The organism is Nocardia sp. NPDC004711 (assembly GCF_053601595.1).
Genome location: NZ_JBSGCB010000012.1, coordinates 101,010 through 120,315, shown reverse-complemented (window position 1 = coordinate 120,315; position 19,306 = coordinate 101,010). Strand labels below are relative to the sequence as shown.

General features: G+C 68.4%; 16 protein-coding genes and 1 riboswitch. Of the genes, 10 read left to right on the top strand and 6 right to left on the bottom strand.

The annotated features are described in order from the left end of the window. Positions 1 to 14: 14 nt before the first annotated feature. Positions 15 to 971, bottom strand: a complete 957-nt coding sequence (locus tag ACWEKS_RS14245; protein ID WP_452340459.1) for an alpha/beta hydrolase — start codon at positions 969 to 971, stop codon at positions 15 to 17. A gap of 27 nt (positions 972 to 998) precedes the next feature. Then, positions 999 to 2,399 (bottom strand): MFS transporter, encoded by a 1,401-nt coding sequence (locus ACWEKS_RS14240; RefSeq protein ID WP_452340458.1) that lies wholly within the window; start codon positions 2,397 to 2,399, stop codon positions 999 to 1,001. On the opposite strand from ACWEKS_RS14240, the gene ACWEKS_RS14235 reads away from it, so the two are divergent. From ACWEKS_RS14235 to ACWEKS_RS14205, 7 genes are all read left to right on the top strand, one after another. Further along, positions 2,398 to 3,927, top strand: a complete 1,530-nt coding sequence (locus ACWEKS_RS14235; protein WP_452340457.1) for an aldehyde dehydrogenase family protein — start codon at positions 2,398 to 2,400, stop codon at positions 3,925 to 3,927. The genes ACWEKS_RS14240 and ACWEKS_RS14235 overlap by 2 nt on opposite strands. Positions 3,928 to 3,956: 29 nt before the next feature. Next, entirely contained in the window at positions 3,957 to 4,319 is a 363-nt protein-coding gene (locus ACWEKS_RS14230) for a nuclear transport factor 2 family protein (RefSeq protein ID WP_452340456.1), read from the top strand. Between the two features lie 64 nt (positions 4,320 to 4,383). Continuing rightward, positions 4,384 to 7,716 carry an AfsR/SARP family transcriptional regulator gene (locus ACWEKS_RS14225; protein WP_452340455.1) on the top strand — a complete coding sequence of 1,111 codons (3,333 nt, stop codon included), beginning with the start codon at positions 4,384 to 4,386 and terminating at the stop codon, positions 7,714 to 7,716. A gap of 84 nt (positions 7,717 to 7,800) precedes the next feature. Next, entirely contained in the window at positions 7,801 to 9,039 is a 1,239-nt protein-coding gene (locus ACWEKS_RS14220; protein ID WP_452340454.1) for an MFS transporter, read from the top strand. A 79-nt stretch (positions 9,040 to 9,118) separates the two neighbouring features. Continuing rightward, positions 9,119 to 9,303: riboswitch (M-box (ykoK) riboswitch) on the top strand. A 355-nt stretch (positions 9,304 to 9,658) separates the two neighbouring features. Continuing rightward, on the top strand, positions 9,659 to 10,444 hold the full coding sequence (locus ACWEKS_RS14215) for a hypothetical protein (protein ID WP_452340453.1): 786 nt from the start codon (positions 9,659 to 9,661) through the stop codon (positions 10,442 to 10,444). Positions 10,445 to 10,480: 36 nt separating this feature from the next. Further along, positions 10,481 to 12,238: an ABC transporter permease gene (locus tag ACWEKS_RS14210; RefSeq protein WP_452340452.1), complete on the top strand. Its 1,758-nt coding sequence runs from the start codon at positions 10,481 to 10,483 to the stop codon at positions 12,236 to 12,238. 26 nt (positions 12,239 to 12,264) lie between these two features. Then, positions 12,265 to 13,551, top strand: a complete 1,287-nt coding sequence (locus ACWEKS_RS14205; protein ID WP_452340451.1) for an ABC transporter ATP-binding protein — start codon at positions 12,265 to 12,267, stop codon at positions 13,549 to 13,551. A 73-nt stretch (positions 13,552 to 13,624) separates the two neighbouring features. Here the strand turns inward: ACWEKS_RS14205 and ACWEKS_RS14200 are convergent, their stop codons facing one another. Continuing rightward, positions 13,625 to 14,959 (bottom strand): DUF2786 domain-containing protein, encoded by a 1,335-nt coding sequence (locus tag ACWEKS_RS14200; RefSeq protein ID WP_452340450.1) that lies wholly within the window; start codon positions 14,957 to 14,959, stop codon positions 13,625 to 13,627. Positions 14,960 to 15,127: 168 nt separating this feature from the next. Here ACWEKS_RS14200 and ACWEKS_RS14195 point away from each other — a divergent pair, with 168 nt between their 5' ends. Beyond that, positions 15,128 to 15,490 (top strand): hypothetical protein, encoded by a 363-nt coding sequence (locus ACWEKS_RS14195; protein WP_452340449.1) that lies wholly within the window; start codon positions 15,128 to 15,130, stop codon positions 15,488 to 15,490. Between the two features lie 258 nt (positions 15,491 to 15,748). On the opposite strand, the gene ACWEKS_RS14190 is transcribed toward ACWEKS_RS14195, so the two are convergent. Continuing rightward, positions 15,749 to 16,330, bottom strand: a complete 582-nt coding sequence (locus tag ACWEKS_RS14190) for a hypothetical protein (protein WP_452340448.1) — start codon at positions 16,328 to 16,330, stop codon at positions 15,749 to 15,751. Positions 16,331 to 16,437: 107 nt separating this feature from the next. Next, positions 16,438 to 17,577 carry a lipase family protein gene (locus ACWEKS_RS14185; RefSeq protein ID WP_452340447.1) on the bottom strand — a complete coding sequence of 380 codons (1,140 nt, stop codon included), beginning with the start codon at positions 17,575 to 17,577 and terminating at the stop codon, positions 16,438 to 16,440. Between the two features lie 120 nt (positions 17,578 to 17,697). On the opposite strand from ACWEKS_RS14185, the gene ACWEKS_RS14180 reads away from it, so the two are divergent. Continuing rightward, entirely contained in the window at positions 17,698 to 18,306 is a 609-nt protein-coding gene (locus ACWEKS_RS14180) for a TetR/AcrR family transcriptional regulator (protein ID WP_452340446.1), read from the top strand. A gap of 51 nt (positions 18,307 to 18,357) precedes the next feature. On the opposite strand, the gene ACWEKS_RS14175 is transcribed toward ACWEKS_RS14180, so the two are convergent. Then, a complete protein-coding gene (locus ACWEKS_RS14175) occupies positions 18,358 to 19,011 on the bottom strand; it encodes a hypothetical protein (protein ID WP_452340445.1) in 654 nt (217 codons plus the stop codon). Positions 19,012 to 19,029: 18 nt separating this feature from the next. Between ACWEKS_RS14175 and ACWEKS_RS14170 the strand changes: the two genes are divergently transcribed. After that, on the top strand, positions 19,030 to 19,212 hold the full coding sequence (locus ACWEKS_RS14170; protein WP_452340444.1) for a hypothetical protein: 183 nt from the start codon (positions 19,030 to 19,032) through the stop codon (positions 19,210 to 19,212). Positions 19,213 to 19,306 lie beyond the last annotated feature (94 nt).

Genomic DNA, 19,306 nt, shown 5'->3' with positions numbered 1-19,306 from the left:
GTGGATGATTCGTCTCAGGCGAGGTGGCGGTCGAGCCAGCGCAGGGCGTGGCCGGCGGCCTCGGAGACGTAAGGGTCCTGGTCGTAGAGTTCGATGTGGTTGCTGGTCTCGATCCAGACCAGTTCCTTCACCCCGAGGGCGGCATCGTGGACCTGGCGGGCATATTCCGGCAGTAGTGCGGTATCCCCGGTGCCGTGGATGATCTGCAGCGGGGTGGGTGCGACCAGCGGGGCGTGCACGATCGAGTTGTAGATGAAATACGGTTCGAGCGAATCCGCGGTCAGCATGCGCGGCCAATTGGGTGCTTCGGTCCTGCTGGTGCGGTCGTAGTAGCCGTACGCCTCCGGGTTCGGCATGACCGCCACCGGAATCTGCTCGGTCAGCTCCTCGGCAATGGTTGGTATGTAAGCGATTTCGCCGGTCTCGTACTGGTGCTGGACCAGATCGTTGACCCGCCGGAAGTAGATCGCGAAGCCTTCGATGCCGAGGCCCTGCTGAAAGGTCCCGCCGATGTTGTACCCGCCGGCGATGCTCACCACGGCCCTCAGCCGCTTGTCCCGGGCCCCGACGGAGACGGCATAGCCGCCGCCCATGCAGACACCCACGGCCGCAATCCGTTCCGGATGCACATCCGGCCGCATGAGTAGATAGCTGATGGCGTTCGCATAGTCGGCGATGACCAGATTGGGGTCGTAGCGATGGCGTGGTTCCCCTTCGCTCTCACCGAAATTGCGGGGATCGAAGGTCAGCACCGTGTATCCGGCGTCGCTGAACCGCTCGGCGTAATGCGGCAGTGTCTGTTCCTTGACGCTGCTGATCGGCCCGCACATCACCACACCCGGCGTGCGCTCGCCGGGTGCGGCGGCCGGCGGCCGGTACAGGTGGCCGGCCAGGGTCGCGGTCCCACTGGCGAATCGGACCGGCTCACGCCGGGCGGGATCGGCCTGCAGGAATCGCTGTGCCGTGGTCATCGAGGTTCCTTTCGTGATGGGTCGTGCTCAGGCGTGCGCGGCGACGACGCGCGGGTTCGCCGCGACGGTGCCGGGGCACGGCGCCGGACAGGGCGGGGCGCCGGTGAGGGTGCTCAGTGCGCCCCGGTGCCGGGCGCTGCTGAGCACGGCGATGAGTTCGAGGACGAGCACGATCACGCCGTAGCCGAAGGCCGTGGCGGACAGGTCGAATCGGCTCAGGCAGAGTCCGGCGAGGACGGCGGGCAGGCTGAACGCGAGGTATGCCGCCACATAGGTCGCCGTGATCACCTCGGCTCGCCGATCGGCCTCGGTCAGCCCGGTGAGCATCCGCAGGATGCCGGTGAACGTCGGTCCGGTGCCGAGTCCGGCGATACTGCTGCCGACGAGGAACAGCCACACCTCATGCGTCGCGACGCCGGTCAAGGCGATCACGACACCCGTGACCAGGAAGGCCGGGCCTCGGCCCAGTGCCCGCTCGATGGTCCAGTTGCGGGTGAAGACGGCGGCGGTGAGCGAGGCGCCTTGCAGCGCGACGATCACCAGCCCGCCGGCCAGCGGGCTGTTCAGATGGAACTGCGCGCGCATGAGCGCCCCACCGAGCGACAGATACAGCCCGCCCAGCGCCCAGGTGGCGACGATGGACGGCAGCAGCGTCCGGAAGACCGACCGGACCGATTGCGGCACCGAGACTTTCGGAATCAGTGAGTCCAGCGCACGACCGTCCGGCGCGGCCGTCTCGGGCATCATCGTGACGCCCGCGATCAGCACCAGATAGGCAGCCGCCAGTAGCCAGAACACCAAGTGGGTGGGTGCCGGCGCGTAGGTCACCAGCAGTCCGCAGGCCATCGCGCCCGCGGCCGATCCGGCTCCGGCGGCCACGCTGGACATCAGGACGCCCAGCCGTGAACCCGGCGGCTGCAGATCGATCAATGCCGCGCTGATCGCTCCGGTGGACAGCCCGGCCGCGATGCCCTGAACGCCGCGCGCCACGAAAAGCCATGCCACCGACTGCGCCTCGGCGAAGATCAGCGTCCCGGCCAGCGCCGTCACCGCGGCGGCGAACAGCACCGGCCGGCGTCCGATGTGGTCGGACAGCGACCCTGCCACCAGCAGAGTGGCGAGCAGGGCAAGGACATTGATCGCGTACACGCCCGTCGATACCAGCGAGGAGTAGTGCCACTGCTGCTGATAGACGGGATACAGCGGCGACGGCGCCGAGGAAGCGAACAGCATCAGGGCCAGTGCGGCCACCAGTAGCCAGAACGCCGCCATGCGCGGAAGTCGATAGCTCGCGGCACGGGCAGGCCTCCCCGGGCCGGGCCGGATCATATTGTCCACCATGTCCGCAAGCCTGATCGCGGCCACTGATACCGGACTGTCGCCGCGTGCCAGTCCCGTGTCCGCGAGGCCGGTGAGTGTGGTCGGCATGACGAATATCGACAATGTCGGCCAACTCGACTTTTCCGTTCTTCCGCACCGGGATGCTCTCGAGATCGCCCCGGGGCGGCTCTACATCGACGGCCGGTGGGTCGATTCCGATTCCGATGCACGCTGGCAGCACCTGAGCCCCGCGACCAACGAGGAGGTCACCACCATTGCCGACGCTTCGGCCGCCGATGTCGATCGGGCCGTCAGCGCGGCGCGGCGAGCCTTCGACGAGGGCCCGTGGCCGCGGCTGCGGGCCAAGGAGCGCAAGGCGATCCTCGAACCCCTGGTGCGATTGCTGCGCGCGGCCGCACCACGGCTGAGCAGGATCCAGACGCTCGAGAACGGCATGCCGATCTCTTTCACCACCCAGTACCGGCTCTCGGCCGAGGTCGCCGGGGACGTGTTCGATCACCACCTCGGCTGGATCGACAAGCTCGGCGGGGAGACCTATCCGCAGTACACCGAGCGAAGTGACCTGCAGTACCTGAGTTTCCGTGAGCCGGTCGGTGTGGTCGGGGCCATCGTGCCCTGGAACGCGCCGGTGCTGCAGCTGGCCAACAAGGTCGCGCCCGCGCTGGCCGCCGGCTGCACGGTCGTGCTCAAACCCTCCGAATACGCGAGCCTCAGCAGCCTCGCGATCACCGAACTGATCGATCAATTGGATTTGCCGCCCGGCGTTTTCAATCTCGTCACCGGCGTCGGGACCACGTCGGGCGAGGCGCTGATCACCCATCCCGGCGTCGACAAGATCAGTTTCACGGGCAGTCGCCGGGTCGGCGGACGCATTCTCGAGGCCAGCGGGCAGGACATCAAACGCGTCACCCTGGAACTCGGCGGTAAGAGCCCCAGCCTGGTCTTCCCCGACGCGGACGTCCGCGAGGCCGGGAGGACGGTGATGCGCATGATCGCGCTGGGCATGTCCGGACAGCAGTGCACCGCCCAGACCCGGGCCCTCGTGCACGTCGACTGCTATGACGAATTCCTCGACGGTGCACGGGAGATCGCGGCATCGGTGCGGTACGGCGACCCGTTCGACCCGGCCACAAACGCGTCGCCACTGATCAACAAGCAGCAACTGGTGAAGGTGCTGGACTACATCGAGTCCGGCACCGCCGAGGGGGCGCACCTGCTGCTCGGCGGCGATCGGCCGAGCGACGCGCTGAGCGCCGGCAACTATCTGAACCCGACCATCTTCACCCAGGTCGACAACGGCATCCGGCTGGCGCAGGAGGAGATCTTCGGGCCGGTGCTGGCCGTCATCCCGTTCGCCGACGAGGACGAGGCGGTCCGTATCGCCAACGACACCGAGTACGGCCTCGCCGCAGGCATTTACACCGCCGACGTCGGGCGCGCTTTCCGGCTGGCCCGCCGCATCCGCGCCGGAGCGGTCGGCATCAACGGCTACACCTTCATGCCCAATGCGCCGATCGGCGGGTACAAGACCTCGGGGTTGGGCCGGGAGGGCGGGCGCACCGCGCTGGAGGCCTACACCGAGCAGAAGACCGTCATGATCGAGACGGGCGCTTGATCGCTCGACCATCGCACGGCCGCAGCGAGATGACCGCACTCGTCGTCGACTACCTCGAAGTGCTGTGGAATCGGGGCCGTGCCGATCTGGCCGATCGCTTCGTCGCCGACGAGCTGGTCGAGCACGGTCCGAGCCTGCCCGACGGCCGCCGGGCATTGATCGAGCTGATCAGCGGTGTGCGGCAGCGGTTCCCGCACGCCCGGTTCGATCTGCGCCGGATCGCCGCCACCGGAGATCTGGTGTTCGCGCACAGCCTCTTCACAACCGGACCGGGGGATCGCGGCACGATGGTCGTGGATGTCTTCCGCATCCAGGGTGACCTGATCGTCGAACACTGGCAGGTCCGAGAACGGGTGCCCGCCAGTGTCGTCGGCGGCCATCCCGTCGTGTGAATTCCGTTCGACAGCGGCCGCGGATTCCAGTGATCATGGGCGGGAGGTCAGGTGGAGGTGTCACGTGGTGCAGGTGAGGGTGCTCGGCCCGGTCTCGGTGGTCGCGGCCGATGGGCGCGAGTTCGCGATCGTCGGGCCACGGTTGCGAACCTTGCTGGCGCTGCTCGCACTTCGCGCCGGGACGACGGTTCCGACCGGGCTGCTGACCGACGGGATCTGGGACGGGGATCCGCCGGCGCGCGTCGAGAATGCGCTCCAGGCCCTGGTGAGCCGATTACGCGCGGCAGTCGGCTCCCATCGCGTGGTGAAGGACGGAACGGGGTATCTACTGGCGGTCGAACCGGACGCGGTCGACGCGTGCCGATTCGACCGGCTGCTCGGTGAGGCTCGGCGGTCAGGATCGGCCGGGCGGCATGAGCCCGCCGTCCGCGCGGTGGATCTGGCTCTGGCACAGTGGCGTTCGGACGCGCTCGCCGGCGTGGTCGACTCGGCGGACATGCGCTCGACGGTCACCGAGCTGACCGAGCGGCGACTGGCGGCGATCGAGCTCCGCGCCGATCTCCTGCTCGCGCTCGGCCGGGCCGGCGAGACCCTGCCCGAACTGGCTCACCACTGCACGGCGCACCCCTTCCGGGAAACCCTTGCCGCCCGGCGCATCACAGCACTCGCCGCTGCGGGCCGGAAATCGGAGGCCTTCGACATCTACCGGCACACGGCCGAGTTGGTGCGCCGTGAACTCGGCGCCGAACCCGGCCCGGCGTTGCAGGCGGCACTGACCTCCATCGACGCGGGTGCGGCCGCCGAGTCGGACCACCCGCCACATCCGACGCCGGCTGGACCGAGGCAGATTGAGCTGGATTCGCAACTGATACAATATGATTCGGCACCATCTGTGCCGGAATCCGCCGTCGGATCGCCGGAATCATCAGCGGGAGCGCCCCTCGTGCGGGGGCGGGGAGTGCCGCGACGCTGGACCAGCTTCGTCGATCGAGAACGCGATCTCGACCAGCTCACCCGGATGCTCCGCGACTCCGCGCTGGTGACCCTGACCGGTACGGGCGGCGTCGGGAAGACCCGGCTGGCGACGGAACTCGCTGCGGTCCAGCCGGATTGGCCCGACGCCTGCGTTTTCGCCGACCTCGCGGGCATCGCACCCCAGCGCGAAGACGACGCGCCGACGCCGACTGCGGTTCCGGCCGTTCTGCTGTCCGCCCTGGGCCTCGGCGGATCCAGCGACGACGCCGACTGGCGCGCGGTGCTGCACCGATCCGTGGGGCAGCGCCGAATGCTGGTGATCCTGGACAACTGTGAGCATGTGATCGACGCGGCCGCCGAGCTGGCCGCGTTCCTGCTGTGCCACTTCCCCCTGCTGACCGTGCTGGCCACCAGTCGTGAGCCGCTCGGCATCGACGGCGAAAAGTTGTACCCGGTAAGGGCTTTGGCGGTGCCGGAGCCCGGTGCATCGGTGGAGATCGCCGCCGAATCCGCCGCCGTCCAGCTATTCGTGGACCGCGCCCGCGCGGTGCGACCGGACTTCCGGCTGGCCGACGCCGAATGCGCCGATATCGTGTCCATCGTGTGCTGCCTCGACGGGCTGCCGCTGGCGATCGAACTCGCCGCCGCCCGCCTGCACGCCCTGCCGGTACGTCATCTGGCCGACCGGCTGCCCCACCGCTTCCGCCTCTTGGACTCGATCGGCCGCAACGGATCAGCCCGGCATCGCACACTGCATGCCGTGGTGTCCTGGAGCTGGAACCTGCTCACCGGTGCAGAGGTCGAATTGGCGCGCAGGCTGGCCGTCTTCGCCGACGGCGCCACGCTCGACGCCATCCTCGCGGTGTGCGGCGGCGAGGACACCGCGCATACTGTGGCGGCGCTGGTCGCCAAGTCCCTCGTCGAGTTCGACGGCGCGCGATACCGAATGGTGGAAACGATTCGCGCCTACGCCGCATCGGAATTGGACGCGGCCGACGAGAGCCGGCGACTGGCGGACGCCCACGCCGGCAATTTCCTCGCTCTCGTACGGGACGCGGCACCACGGCTGCTCGATGCGCGGCAGCAGCAGGCGACGCGCCTGCTCACCATCGAACACGCCAACTGCCTGGCCGCTTTGGAATGGGCGGTGCGCACCGGGGACGGCGAGTGTGCGGTCGGTCTGTACGGCGGCCTGATCTGGCATTGGCTGCTGTGCGGGCTCCGTGGCGAGGCCCTGGCCTGGCAACCGCGGGTGCTGGCGTTGTTCGGTGCGGCTCCGCCGCCGGGCCGCGCCGCGGATTTTCTCGCCGTCCGCTACGCCCACCAGTTGCCCGCGTACCACGAGCCGTTGTGGTGGGGCCAAATACCCGATTGCTCGGGTGAATTCGATGAACTGGTGCGGACCGCCATGGGCGAGTCCCGGCCGCCGCATCCGATCTTCGTGCTGCTGCTGGCACTTCGCGACCGGCACCGTGGTGCCGGCGAGCTGCTGAACCAGTGCCTGGCCGCCGAGGACGCCTGGTTGCGCGGCAATGCGCTGGTGCTGCGGGCGCTGGACGAAATCGGCGGTGACACAGAGTCGTTCGAGCGATGCGTGGCCGACCTCGAAGCGGCCATCAGCATTCTGGAGAGACTGGGCGAGCCGCGCGGGGTGAGCCGGGCGCTGCTGCACCTGGCCCACCACCGGATCGAATCCGCGGGGCTCGCCGCGGGTGCTCCCCTCATCGCCCGGGCCGCCGAACTGCTGACCCCGGGCCTGGGGGCCGAGGAGGTCGTGGGCGTGCTGCGCCGCGCCGCGCAGTTGCATCTGCGGGAGAACGATGTGGATGGCGGCGCCGCCTACCTGGCGTCCGCCCGGAGGTGGGTGGATACCCAGGTGCCCGATGGAACGGCGCAGTGGCTCCGCATTGCCGAGGCCGATCTGGCACTGCGGCAAGGCGAACCGGGCACGGCGATCGAGCTGTACGGTCGATTGTTCGGCGACGACGGTCCGCTGCGCGGTGCGGACCGCAGTCCGGCCGCGGCCTTGGCCGCCGACGAGATCCTGGGGCGCACACACTACGCGATCGCACTGGTGAAAACGCGCCGAATCGGCGCTGCGACAAGGCAACTCGTGATCGCCCGCGATCTCGCCGCCGCCGCACCACGACTGTTCCCCGTCGTCGCCGTCGGCTATGCGCTGGCCGCCCTGGCCATCGGCGCACCCGAACCGGCCGCGCGCCTGCTGGGAGCCATCGACCAGGTGACCGGTCGCATCACGAACGGCAATCCCGGCCCCGACGTACGGCAGGCGTGCACCCTCGCCCGGAAAGCGCTGGGGCAGCGCCGATTCCTCTCCGCCCTGAACGAAGGGCGGCGCACCCCCTGCGACCAGGCCGACGTCCTCTTCGCGCAGGCCCTGTACCAGCGCGCTGTCAGCTGACGCCAGCGTCGCATCAGCGCCGCCCGGAAGTGTTGCGAACATGGCGAACACCACCTCCTCCTCCGACACGAGCAGGTGGAAGTAATGGCAGCCCCCATCGCTTCCACCCACGAATCCACCGGCGCCGGAACCCCGATCCGCAATTGGCTCGCCGTCGTGGCGGTATCCACCGCCACCTTCGCGATGGTCACCGTAGAGGCCATGCCGGTCGGCCTGCTCACCCCCATCGGTCACACCTTCGACATCTCTCCCGGCGCGGTCGCATTGACGATCACGCTGCCTGGACTCATGGCCGCCGCGGCCGCGACCACCCTGCCCGTCACGATCGGAAGATCGGACCGGCGTACGGTCCTGATCGGGCTGATCGGGCTGATGCTGGCCGCGACAGTGGTCTCGGCGCTGGCACCGGACTTCGCGATCCTGCTCGCCGCACGTGCCGTCGCCGGCATCGCCATCGGCGGCTTCTGGGCCCTGGCCGCCTCGTGCGCGGTCAGACTGGTTCCCGCGCACCATATTCCACGAGCGATATCGCTCGCGTTCGGCGGTGCGACAGCGGCCAACGTGCTGGGCGTGCCGGCCGCGACGCTGATCGGCAATCTGAGCGGCTGGCGCGTCGCCTTCGCCGCACTGGCCGGATTCGGCGCGGTGGTCGCCCTCGCGCTGCGGCTGCTGCTGCCGCCCCTGCCTGCCACCGAGGTGGTCCGCCCCCGCGCCCTGGCGCGGCAGTTGCGCACACCGGCCGTCCGCGCCGGCGTCATCGCCACCTTCCTTCTGGTGGGCGGGCATTGGGCGGCATTCACTTTCGTCCGGCCCATGCTGCAGGACATCTCCGGTCTGGGCGCCGGGGCAATCGGGCCCGCACAGCTGGCCTTCGGCTTGGCGGGCGTGGCCGGAACCTTCGCGGGCGGCGCCGCCGCCGGCCGCGACCCGCGGCGCGCCCTGGTCGCCGCCGCCGCCCTGCTGGCAGTGACACTCGCACTCTTCCCGCTCATCGCGACCACACCGGTCAGCGGCATCGTGGCACTGCTGGTGTGGGGCACGGCATTCGGCGCGATTCCGGTCGGCGTGCAGACCTGGATCCTGCAGGCCGCCCCCGACCATCCCGAGGCCGCGACCGCCCTGAATACCGCCATGTACAACCTGGCCGTCGCCCTCGGTGCGCTCACCGGCGGCGTGATCGTCAGCTGCACATCGGTGACCGGCGTCCTCGTCACGGGCGCGTTGCTCGGCGTGACCGCCATCGCCGCGGTCATGATCGGCGGGCGGCAGCTGACGCGGCGTGCCGGTGCCCTATCAGCGGCGTCGGCCACAGTCGAAGAATGAGAATGGTGATCGTCGGAGCCACCGGACCGCCGAATCCGGCGCCGTTTTGACTTTTAACGAGTCTTTAACTAGGTTCCCTGTTGCACCTCGATAGGCGAGGCTCCTGCACGAACACAGGCCACTGATCTGACGACGTCGAGAGACGCCCAAGGTTAGGACAGATTTCTCCGGATCAAGGGGTAATCCAAAGTGGCTTTCCGATTCGGAACACTCCGGTTCGGAACACGTCGTGCAGTGCCAAAACTCTGACGAGAGGGGTGTGCGTCCGCCCCGAGAGTTCCGGGCGACCTCCCCCGTGCGTTGACGAATCGCGTTCTACCAGTGAGGAGGTCGGGTAGCACGATGGCACCCGATGATGACCCGGGATCTCCGGGTCGGCCCCTCCGCCTCGGTCCGGGCCGCTAGCCACCACACCAACACCGCGTCGATATCTCGACGCACGCAATTCTCCGATATCACGATGCCGCCCGCGCGGCACCGGACTATTCGCATGCACATTTTACGAATGAATTCGGAGATTCGCATATGTATCCGACCCGTCGGCACCACCGTGCCCGACGGTATTCGATGCTGCCCGGAATCCGATGCGGGCAGCAGTATCCCGAGGGGAAACATCCCGATGAGAATTCGCTTGCTCGCATTCGCCACCGCGGCGATGACCACCGCCGGACTGGTCGCCCCTGCCGCCGCTTCGGCCGCGGCACCCGGACCGGACGCCCGGCTCGCCGACGCTGTGACAGCTCAGGCCGTGTCCGGCGACGCCCGGATCGTGGACCGATCGGTGGTGCTGCGCACCGACCTCGGCACGCTCCGAACCACCACCGACCAGCTGCAGATCCTCGACCCGCAGGGCGTGGTGGTGGGGGCGATCCCGCTGACCATCACGAAGCAGGACACGACGTACCCGATCGACGCCCGCATCGACGGCGACAGCGCCACCCTCACTCCGCGCCCGGATCGGGCCCGACCGGTCAGCACCGAGGAACGACGCATCGCCGCGGAGCTGCACGCCGCCGCGGAGGCGCAAGCCGAAGGCCCTGCGGCACAGCCGATTGCCGATCCCGACAGCTTCGAGGATCGGATGAATACCGTCTTCCAGAATGTCAACAACGAGCTCACCGTGGCCCTGGCGGTGGGCACGCTGCTGGGTGCGGTCATCGGAGCGCCGCTGGGCTGCGTCCTGCTGGGCGCGGGCCAGGGTCTCGCGGTCGGCGCATTGACGTTGGGCACGTTGGCGATTCCGGGCGCCGTCACCGGCTGCCTGGAGGGCGCGGTGGCCGGGGCCGGGATAGGAGTCGTGGTTTTCAACCTGCTCGTCGGCGCACCGGCGGTGCTGGCCTCGGCCGTGCACGCCTTCAACGTCATGACCGCACCGCCCGCGGCCGCCGACGAATCGACCAACTGAGTTGCGACGACGCCGCTCGGAGCGAGGTGAACAGCAATGACTCTTGAATTGGCAATTCCGGACCGCCCCAAGATGACTCCCGAGGTGCCGCGGGCGCGCGGCCGGCTCCGGGCGGTGGACTACCTGATCATCGGCGCGGGCGTGCTGCTGATCCTGGTGGTGCTGCGGCTGTTTCGGGACATGTCGGTGCCCTGGACGCCGGATACGGGAACCGAGTCCGTATCAACCGATCCCGCGAACCTGCCCTATTACGCGGCCCGCACCACGCTGCGCATGTTCATCGGCCTGGTGGCGTCGATCCTCTTCACATTGATCGTCGGCCAGTGGGCGGCGCGCTCGCGGCGGGCCGAGAAGGTGTTCATCCCGGCGCTCGACGTGCTGCAGTCGGTGCCGGTGCTGGCCCTGGTCTCGATCACGGTCACCGCGTTCGTGGGCATGTTCCACGGCTCGTATCTGGGCGCGGAGGCGGCGTGCATCTTCGCCATCTTCACCGCGCAGGCCTGGAACATGACCTTCGCCTACTACCAGGCGTTGCGCAATATGCCCCGGGAGCTGGATGATGCGGCCCGCATGATGCGGCTCACCCGCTGGCAGCGGCTGTGGCAGCTGGAGGTGCCGACGGCCATGGTGCCGATGATCTGGAACGGCATGATGAGCTTCGGCGGCGCGTGGTTCATGCTCGCGGCCTCGGAGGTCATCACGGTATCCGGCCGGGACGAGGCGCTGCCCGGCATGGGTAGCTTCATCGCGGCGGCCACCTCCGAGGCCGAGGTCGGCAATCTCATTATGGGTGCGCTGGTCATGGTGCTCACCATCGTCATGGTGAACGTGGTGTTCTGGCGGCCGCTCACGGCGTGGTCGGAGCGATTCCGGGTGGAGCACACCGAAAGTGCGCAGGCCCCACGGAGTCTGGTGCTCGACCTGCTGCGGCACAGCACGGTGCCGGGCCGGCTGGCTCGGGTGCTACGGCCGGTCGGTGAGCGGGTCGATCGCCTCATGCGGGTCTTCGGGCGCAGCACCCGTTCCGCCTACGACGAGCGTGCGGGCAGCCGCATCGGCGATGTGCTCTTCTTCGGACTGCTCTTCGCCGCGCTCGCCTGGGGCACCTGGGCACTCGCCTCCTACTTCGACAGAACCGTGGGCCTGGCCGAATTCGGGCCGACCTCGCTGCTGGGGCTGGCCAGCCTCGGCCGCGTGATAGTGCTGCTGGTGGTCTCCACCATCGTGTGGGTGCCGGTCGGCGTGTGGATCGGGATGAATCCGCGCATCTGCCGGTTCGCTCAACCGGTGGTGCAGGTGCTGGCCAGTTTCCCGGCCCAGTTCTTGTTCATCTTCGTCATCGCGGCGCTCACCTACACCGGCATCTCACTGAATATCGGCGGCATCGCGCTGATGGCGCTGGGTGCGCAGTGGTACGTGCTGTTCAATGTGATCGCGGCGGCCGGGCAGATCCCGACGGACCTGCGCGAGGCCATGGACGATCTCGGCGTGCACGGATGGCAGCGCTGGAAGTCGTTGATACTGCCCGCGATCTTCCCCGGCTACGTGGTCGGCGCGATCACCGCGTTCGGCGGCGCGTGGAACGCCACGCTGGTCGGCGAGGTCGTGGAGGCCGGGAACACCCATATGGAGGCCTACGGCCTGGGCGCGTACATCACCAATGCCACCACCGACGACGTCTTCGCCAAGGTGCTGCTCGGCACCGTGGTGATGAGCGTGGTCACGGTGACCATCAACCGCCTGCTGTGGCGGCGCCTGCAGCGCACCGCCGAACAGCGATTCTCGCTGAGCTGAAACACTTTTCGAAAGGAGGACACACCGTGTCGGCCCCCATCATCACCGTCGATCGTGTCACCAAGAACTTCACCAACCCCTCCGGCGAGCAGCTGCCGGTTCTCTCGGATGTCTGCCTCGAGCTGCAGGAGGGGGAAATCGTCGCGCTGCTGGGCAAATCCGGCTCCGGCAAGTCCACGCTGCTGCGGATCATCGCGGGCCTGATGCTCCCCTCTGCGGGGTCCGCACGCATCCGGCAGACCGAGATCACCGAGCCGAATGCCGATACCGCCATGGTGTTCCAGACCTTCGCGTTGCTGCCGTGGCTGACCGTGCGGCAGAATGTCGAACTCGGCCTTCGCGCCCAAGGGATTTCGGCCTGGGAGCGCGGCGAGAGGGTCACCGACGCCATCGACATGATCGGCCTGGACGGCTTCGAGAACGCCTATCCCAAGGAGCTTTCCGGCGGTATGCGCCAGCGAGTGGGATTCGCCCGCGCCCTGGTGGTGCAGCCGGAGGTGCTGCTCATGGACGAACCGTTCTCGGCGCTGGACGTCTTGACCGCCGAGAACCTGCGCGGCGAGCTCATGCGCCTGTGGGCGGAGACCGCCTTCCCGACCAAGACCATGCTGATGGTCACCCACAACATCGAGGAGGCCGTGCAGCTGGCCGACCGAATCCTGGTGCTGGACAACAATCCCGGGCGAATCAAGGGCGAGATCCAGGTGCGGCTCCCGCGGCCGCGCGACCCACGCGGCGCCGGGTTCCAGGCACTGGTGGACCAGGCCTATCGGATGCTCACCGACGCCACCTTCGATGGCGGCTGGCCGAGCATCACACCCACACCCACCACCCGGCCGCTGCCCGATGCCGGGGTGGACGGAATCGGCGGCATGCTGGATTTCGTTGCCGCCCAAGGCGGGCGGGCCGACCTGCCGGATCTGGCCGGCGGGTTGCGCTTCGAGATCGACGATCTGATGCCGGTGGTCGACGCCGCCACCATGCTGGGGCTGGCCACCACCGCCGACGGGGATATCGAACTCACCGTCGACGGCGCCCTGTTCGCCGAGGCCGATATCGACAGTGCCAAGGCCATTTTCGCGCGGCTGGCGCGAGCCCATGCGCCCCTGGTCGCGGCGATCGACCACGCCCTGACCAGTGCGCGCAACCAGCGGCTGCGCGACGGCTTCTTCCTCGACCTGCTACGGCGGGGCTTCACCGAGGACGCCGCGCGGCGACAACTGCGGATCGCCATCGACTGGGGACGCTATGCCGAACTCTACGAGTACGACGCCGCCGAGCGGCTACTCACCCGGCATCCGGACGATGTCTGAGGCGTCCGCAGTTGCAGCGAGGCCGGGCACGGCGCTCGCCTTCGTGCCTGGCCCGCACCCGGGCCACTGGTCGTCATGACTGTCTCGGGTCGAGGCGGGCGCGGTCGGCGGCTACTCGGCCGGCGTCCCAGCCTGCGGCGCTGCGGATTGTGATCCCGCGGTTCCGGGCTTGTGGAAACAGGGTGTCGAAAGCCGCGTCGACTGCGATCTGGTGTGAGGCCAGGACCGGCAGCAGTCGTTCCGGCTCAGCCGATTCCGCGATGGTGGCCGCGGTGGCCGCGTCCAGGCGCTCCCCGATACGGGTGGCATAGGCGACGAGGAACGACTTCCGGAACGTCCGGCTGCGCGCCTCGTCGCTTCGGGAGGCTTTGTCGCTTCGGGAGGCTTTGTCGCCGTTCGCGATCATCGCCCTGGTGGCCTGTACGAGCAGCGAGGTGGACAACAACTCCACCGCGTCGAGGTCCGCGTCGTCGCCGACGATGGTCATGAAATCCCATGCCGAGGAAAAGACGGCGCGGCATCGATTGGCCTTGGCGACGACGTCGATCAAAAGGGCCTTCGCGTCGGTGTACGGTGTATCCAGCCACATTCGCCGTGCCCCTGGCAGATCCGGGACGGCGGTGTCGGCGTCGACGAGCACCCGATCGAGCGCGTACTTGGTCATCAGCTCCTGGGCCTTGGCCGACAGGGCCTCGGCCTCTTCGGGGAAGGGCGTGGACTCCGCCTTGGCGAGCAGCCCGCGAACGCGGCCGAGCACCTTCTCGTCGACATGATGGGGGACCGCGGCCATCGGGCGTGCGGTACCGGGCAGGGGCCTGATGAGTTCCAGTTTCGGCAGCAGGATCAGCAGTCCGAGGGCCTCGATGACGGTGATGAGCGCTTCGGCGGTGGTCAGCATGTGCTTCGCCGCCCACTGGCCGAAATGCGGCGAAGAATCCGACCACCAGACGTCCGCCGCCAATTCACCGAGCTGAGCAAGCCAGGTTTCGTCGACGGTCGCAGGCGCGAAGGGCCGCACAGAGTCCGCCATGGTGTCGATCAGAAAGCCGACGGCGAAGTCGTCGACCCGCCGTCGCGCCGCCTGCTGAATGTCCGCCGGCAACCAGCCATTCCGGAAGGCTCGCGCCATGAGGTGCTGCTCCGCCAGGTGCACACCCCGCTCCACCTCGTGAAGGAGCGGGTCGTCAGCGGCGAGCCGGCCGGCGAACACGACAACCGGATCATGCTGTACTGATCCTGCCCGCGCCCCACGCTGGGCCGATTCCATGGCGGCCGCCAGGATCGCATTGCCGATCTCCGCAGCGGTCGGCGGCCGCCCCTCGGCCCCACCGGGCATGCCCGGAACGTCGGCTCCGCCGTATCGCGCCCGCTGCTTGGCTGCCCGATGCTTCCGATTCGGCTTACCCATGATCGACTCCACCGACCCTCGAACTGCCACGACCTGTCACGACCCCGACCGTATTTCACCGCTGTACCGTTCCCGCGATGCGGGCCGGACACGGCCAAAAACTTCAGAATGGAAACAAAGCTGGGCTCGGCTACGACGAACAACACAACGCCAATCGGAAGGGTCTTCATGAAAAGGTCGTTGAGTGTCGCCGGACGGGTTGCGATCGCGGGCATTTCGGGTTTGGGTTTCGCGGCCGTCGTCGGGTCGGGTACCGCGCAGGCCGCGCCGCAGGACTGCACCGTGACGAAGGGGGTGTTCGACGCGTCGGCAGTCTGCCGGCCCGACGGTGGATCCAACTACGTACTTCACCTCGACTGCGTCGGCCTCTACGCCAGCGGGCCGTTCCCGCTGTACGCCGTCGGCCCCTACAAGGTGCTCAGCTACCCCTTCACCCCGTCGGGTGACCGTATTACGGCGGCCTGCACCGGCACCGGACCCGGCGTCTTCGCCGTCGCCACCAACGCTTTCGTGGAAATCTACAACCCCTAGGCGACCGTCATGGCGTGACAGCCGACGCGTCACTCGTCCCCGATACCGATTGCCGCACTACCCCTCGTGGGATCGGCGCCACGATATCGGGGACTTGCCTTCGGTGCTCGGGGAGTTGGGCGCGAATCAGGTTCTACGCCAGTAGATTCGCGCGTCTTTCAGGGCGCTGGTCACCCGGAACACCGAGATGATCTAGGGCAGTTGATTTCCCGGCCACTGCGGCGTCGGCACATTGCCGCAGTGACCGGTGGTCCAACGTCAGCTGATCGGAGCCGCGAGCGGGGCGCTGATGTCACCGGCAGCGTGCAGGGTGTTGTACGCCTGCACCAGTGCCGCGATACCGGCGGGGACCCCGGCGACCACGCCGCCGATGATCGGGCCCACCGCCGCGCCGATCCCCAGGCCGGGAATGCAGCCACCGATCGCGCCGACGATCGCGCCGACGACACAGCCGCCCACGAGCCCGACCACGCCACCGGCCATGGTGCCCACGGTCGCGGCCAGCATGAACTCGTTACCGGCCTGGTTCAGTGCATCGGCGATGTCGGCCTGTGGGTCGGTCCCCGCGGCCGCGGCGACCGGGACGGCGCCCGATGCGGACGGAGAAAGTAGCTGCGCCGCAGCGGCATTCGCCAGATCCGCAACTGGCAGATCTGCCGTTGCCGACGGCGTGGACGTCCCGGCGCTGCTGGGGGAATCGGCGCTCAGGGCGGCCGCATCCGTGGCTGTGCCGGTGGCCGGGGCGACGGGCGAGGGGGCGGCCGTGGCCACTTCGATGGTGAGTGTCATCAAGGTCGCGGTCAATGCGGAGGCGACGACGATGCGGGTGCGGGTGTTCACTGAATCTCCTTGGTGGGCAGATGGATTGGTCGACTCATTCGCCGACATGGACGGGGTGGCCGAAGGACCGACGGCTCATCGGAGGTCCCCCAGGGGATTTGTCCGGGTCAGCGCAGCAGTTGCGCGAGGAAGCCGTCGACGTCGGGTTCGGCGGTAGTGAGCAGGCTTTCGTGGTCGTCGCCGGGATAATTGCGCATCTCGACTCGGGTGCCCTGCCCGACGAGCTGGGCTTCCAGGTTCCACACCATGGGCGCGGGGACGTCGGCGTCCACGACTCCCTGTGCGATGAACAGCGGGCGGTCGTAGCCGGATGTGGGGATGTCCATCACCGGATGCGCGAGTACCGGGAAATCGCCCTCGTCCAGCGGGCGGGCCAGCATGTCGGAAACGTTCACATCGGCTGTCTCGGCGATGAGATCATCCAGACACAGCCGCTGGGCGCGGTCGATGATGTCCCGGCCGAACGGGGTGAGGTAGCTGTCGAGATCGAAGTCGGGCCGGGCGGCCTGGAGCCCGAGCAGCGCGTAGGCGGCATACGCATTCATGTCCGGGGGCAGCACTTTCGGTAGACCGGGCCGACCGAGCAGGGTCATCGAGTCGACGGCGCTCGCACCGGGCGCGTAGGCGGCGCCACCGCGATAGTCCAGTTCGGGGGCGTAGCGGGTGGCGTCGATGGCGGTGAACATGGCCGCCTGCCCGCCCTGGGAATGCCCGACGACCGCCCAGCGTGTCGAGAGTCCCGGCTCGACCGTCCGGGCGGCGCGGACCGAATCCACGGTGGCGTTGGCCTCGGCGTGACCGTCGAGATAGGCGTGCGGGCCGGGGGTGCCCAGTCCGATGTAGTCGGTGGCCACGACGGCATAGCCGTCGGCGAGCCAGCGCGAGAACAACTCCGGGTAGTGGTCGTCGGCCAGCCCCATGGTGGACGGTGCGCATTTCCCGGCGACACCCATCGTGCCGTGGTCCCAGGCCACCACCGGTCGGCCGCCCGGCGGCGGAGTCCCCTGCGGCAGGAAGACCAGAGCGCTGGACAGTGCCGGACGGTCCGAGGAGTCCCGGGTCCAGTACGTGATGCGGTCGACCGTCGCCGCCCCCGCGACCCCGAACGTCGACACCGCCGGGCTCCGGTCGGTGACGGTGCCCGCAGGCACATCGGCGGCCGCGCTGTGCGCGGTGGCCATAGTCGTGAGTGCTGCCAGCGCGGCGACTGCCGACAAGCCTCTGCGCAGTGGTGGTGGTGGTGTCATGGATCACCTCGGGTCGATCTTTGAGAGTTCGGACACCGTAACTTACAAGACGTTCGTACGAATAGTTTTCTTGAGATTTGCCCAGTGAGCATCCGGCAAGATGAACCCGAGGAGGTGGCGGTGACAACCGGATATACCGACGGCCGACGTGCCCGGGGTCAGCAGCGATATCAGCTCGTCCTCGATGCCGCACTCGACCTGGTCTCACGCGACGGCCTGCCCGCGCTGACGACACGGGCGCTGGCCGCGGCCGCGGGGGTTTCGCTGGCGTCGATCACCTACCATTTCCCCACACGAGCGGATCTGGTGTATTCGACCTGCGCCGAAGCGGTGCGCCGCGACATCGCCTCCACCCGGGCGATTCTCGATGAACTGCGCCGCGACTTCGATCTGCGCACCGCCTCGCCCACCGAACTGGCCGAGCGGTGGCTACAGGTGAGCACCGCCCCCGACCGTCGCATAATGTCGGTATTCAGCCTGTACCTCGAGGTCGTCCGGCAGCCCGATCTGGCCCCACTGGTGGTTCAGTGGAACACCGACACCCGCGACCTGGTCGCCGCGGCTTTGACGGAAGCCGGTGCCGCGCAACCGATATCGGCCGCGAAGGTCCTCTGCGCGGCACTCGACGGACTGCGACTGCCCATGGTGGCTTTCCCCGACGCCGCACCGACCCGAGCGGACCGCGACGACCTGGCGTTGTTGTTCAGCTGGGCACTCGGCAGGCCATGAGGACCGGACACATCGAGGCCGTCCGGGGATGCGGTAGGTGATGCCGGCGCGTCAGCGTGCGGGAACGTGCACCGTGATTTCCCCGCCGAGGTGATAGCCGCCGGCCAAACGCAGATTGTCGCCGCTCCAAAACCTGCCCGGGTCATACCAGTTCGGACGCTTCTCCGGCAGCAGACCCATGGCCTGATAGGTCATAGCGACGATTTCCGCGCAGTACCCGTTCTCCAGACCGGCGTCGGTTTCGAGCGTTCCCGATCGTTTCGGCAGCGGTACCCGGCCCCGTAACCACCGCCCCGCGAGCGCGCTGGTCGAGGGAAAGGGCATGCCGTCCAGCCGCGCGACCATCCGCAGCGCGGCATCTTCCATCTCGCGGGTAACCGGCCGATCCAGCTGGCGAATCCACGCTTGCTGGCCGTAATCGTTGGCCCAGCGCATGATTGCGGCCCGCAGGTCGTGCAGCTGTGCACCGCGATGGTGGTTGCCCGACCAGACGTCCGGCAGTGCCCGGCCGAGCTCGGCGTGCCAGATCAGGGCCGGGAGGTCATCGATGACAACCGCCATGCCGACATGGTTGACCGGGCTGTTGGTCAGCCCCCGGATCGCGCGGTCGGCACCGGTATGCCCGCGGAACAGCCACAGATCGCCGGTCCGCGTGAGCTCGACCGCGCCATCCAAACCGATACTCGAGAGCGCTTCACGTGGCACGGCGACTAGCCTAGGCGCATGCGCTGGTGGAAGGTGCTCGGCTTGGCAGGGGCCGCGGGTGTCGCGGCGACCGGTGTGGTGATCGTGCGGTCCGAACGCAAACGCCGCGCCTACACCCCGGACCAGATCCGAGATCGGCTACACGCCCGCCTCGGCGATCAACCCGGACCCGTCGAGCCCGTCGGCGACGGCAAACGCTGATCCGGACCCCGAAAGCGTTCACCCACACCGGCTTCGACCGTCATAGCCGGCTCGCCGCGGTACGCCGTGCGCTGCCGAATGCCGGGCGCTGGAC

Bases quoted from the DNA above. Each gene is read 5' to 3' on its own strand.
- ACWEKS_RS14185 (WP_452340447.1), bottom strand. From the start codon at position 17,577: ATGACACCACCACCACCACTGCGCAGAGGCTTGTCGGCAGTCGCCGCG.
- ACWEKS_RS14220 (WP_452340454.1), top strand. From the start codon at position 7,801: ATGGCAGCCCCCATCGCTTCCACCCACGAATCCACCGGCGCCGGAACC.
- ACWEKS_RS14215 (WP_452340453.1), top strand. From the start codon at position 9,659: ATGAGAATTCGCTTGCTCGCATTCGCCACCGCGGCGATGACCACCGCC.
- ACWEKS_RS14195 (WP_452340449.1), top strand. From the start codon at position 15,128: ATGAAAAGGTCGTTGAGTGTCGCCGGACGGGTTGCGATCGCGGGCATT.
- ACWEKS_RS14230 (WP_452340456.1), top strand. From the start codon at position 3,957: ATGACCGCACTCGTCGTCGACTACCTCGAAGTGCTGTGGAATCGGGGC.
- ACWEKS_RS14240 (WP_452340458.1), bottom strand. From the start codon at position 2,399: ATGCCGACCACACTCACCGGCCTCGCGGACACGGGACTGGCACGCGGC.
- ACWEKS_RS14245 (WP_452340459.1), bottom strand. From the start codon at position 971: ATGACCACGGCACAGCGATTCCTGCAGGCCGATCCCGCCCGGCGTGAG.
- ACWEKS_RS14210 (WP_452340452.1), top strand. From the start codon at position 10,481: ATGACTCTTGAATTGGCAATTCCGGACCGCCCCAAGATGACTCCCGAG.
- ACWEKS_RS14200 (WP_452340450.1), bottom strand. From the start codon at position 14,959: ATGGGTAAGCCGAATCGGAAGCATCGGGCAGCCAAGCAGCGGGCGCGA.
- ACWEKS_RS14170 (WP_452340444.1), top strand. From the start codon at position 19,030: ATGCGCTGGTGGAAGGTGCTCGGCTTGGCAGGGGCCGCGGGTGTCGCG.
- ACWEKS_RS14235 (WP_452340457.1), top strand. From the start codon at position 2,398: ATGACGAATATCGACAATGTCGGCCAACTCGACTTTTCCGTTCTTCCG.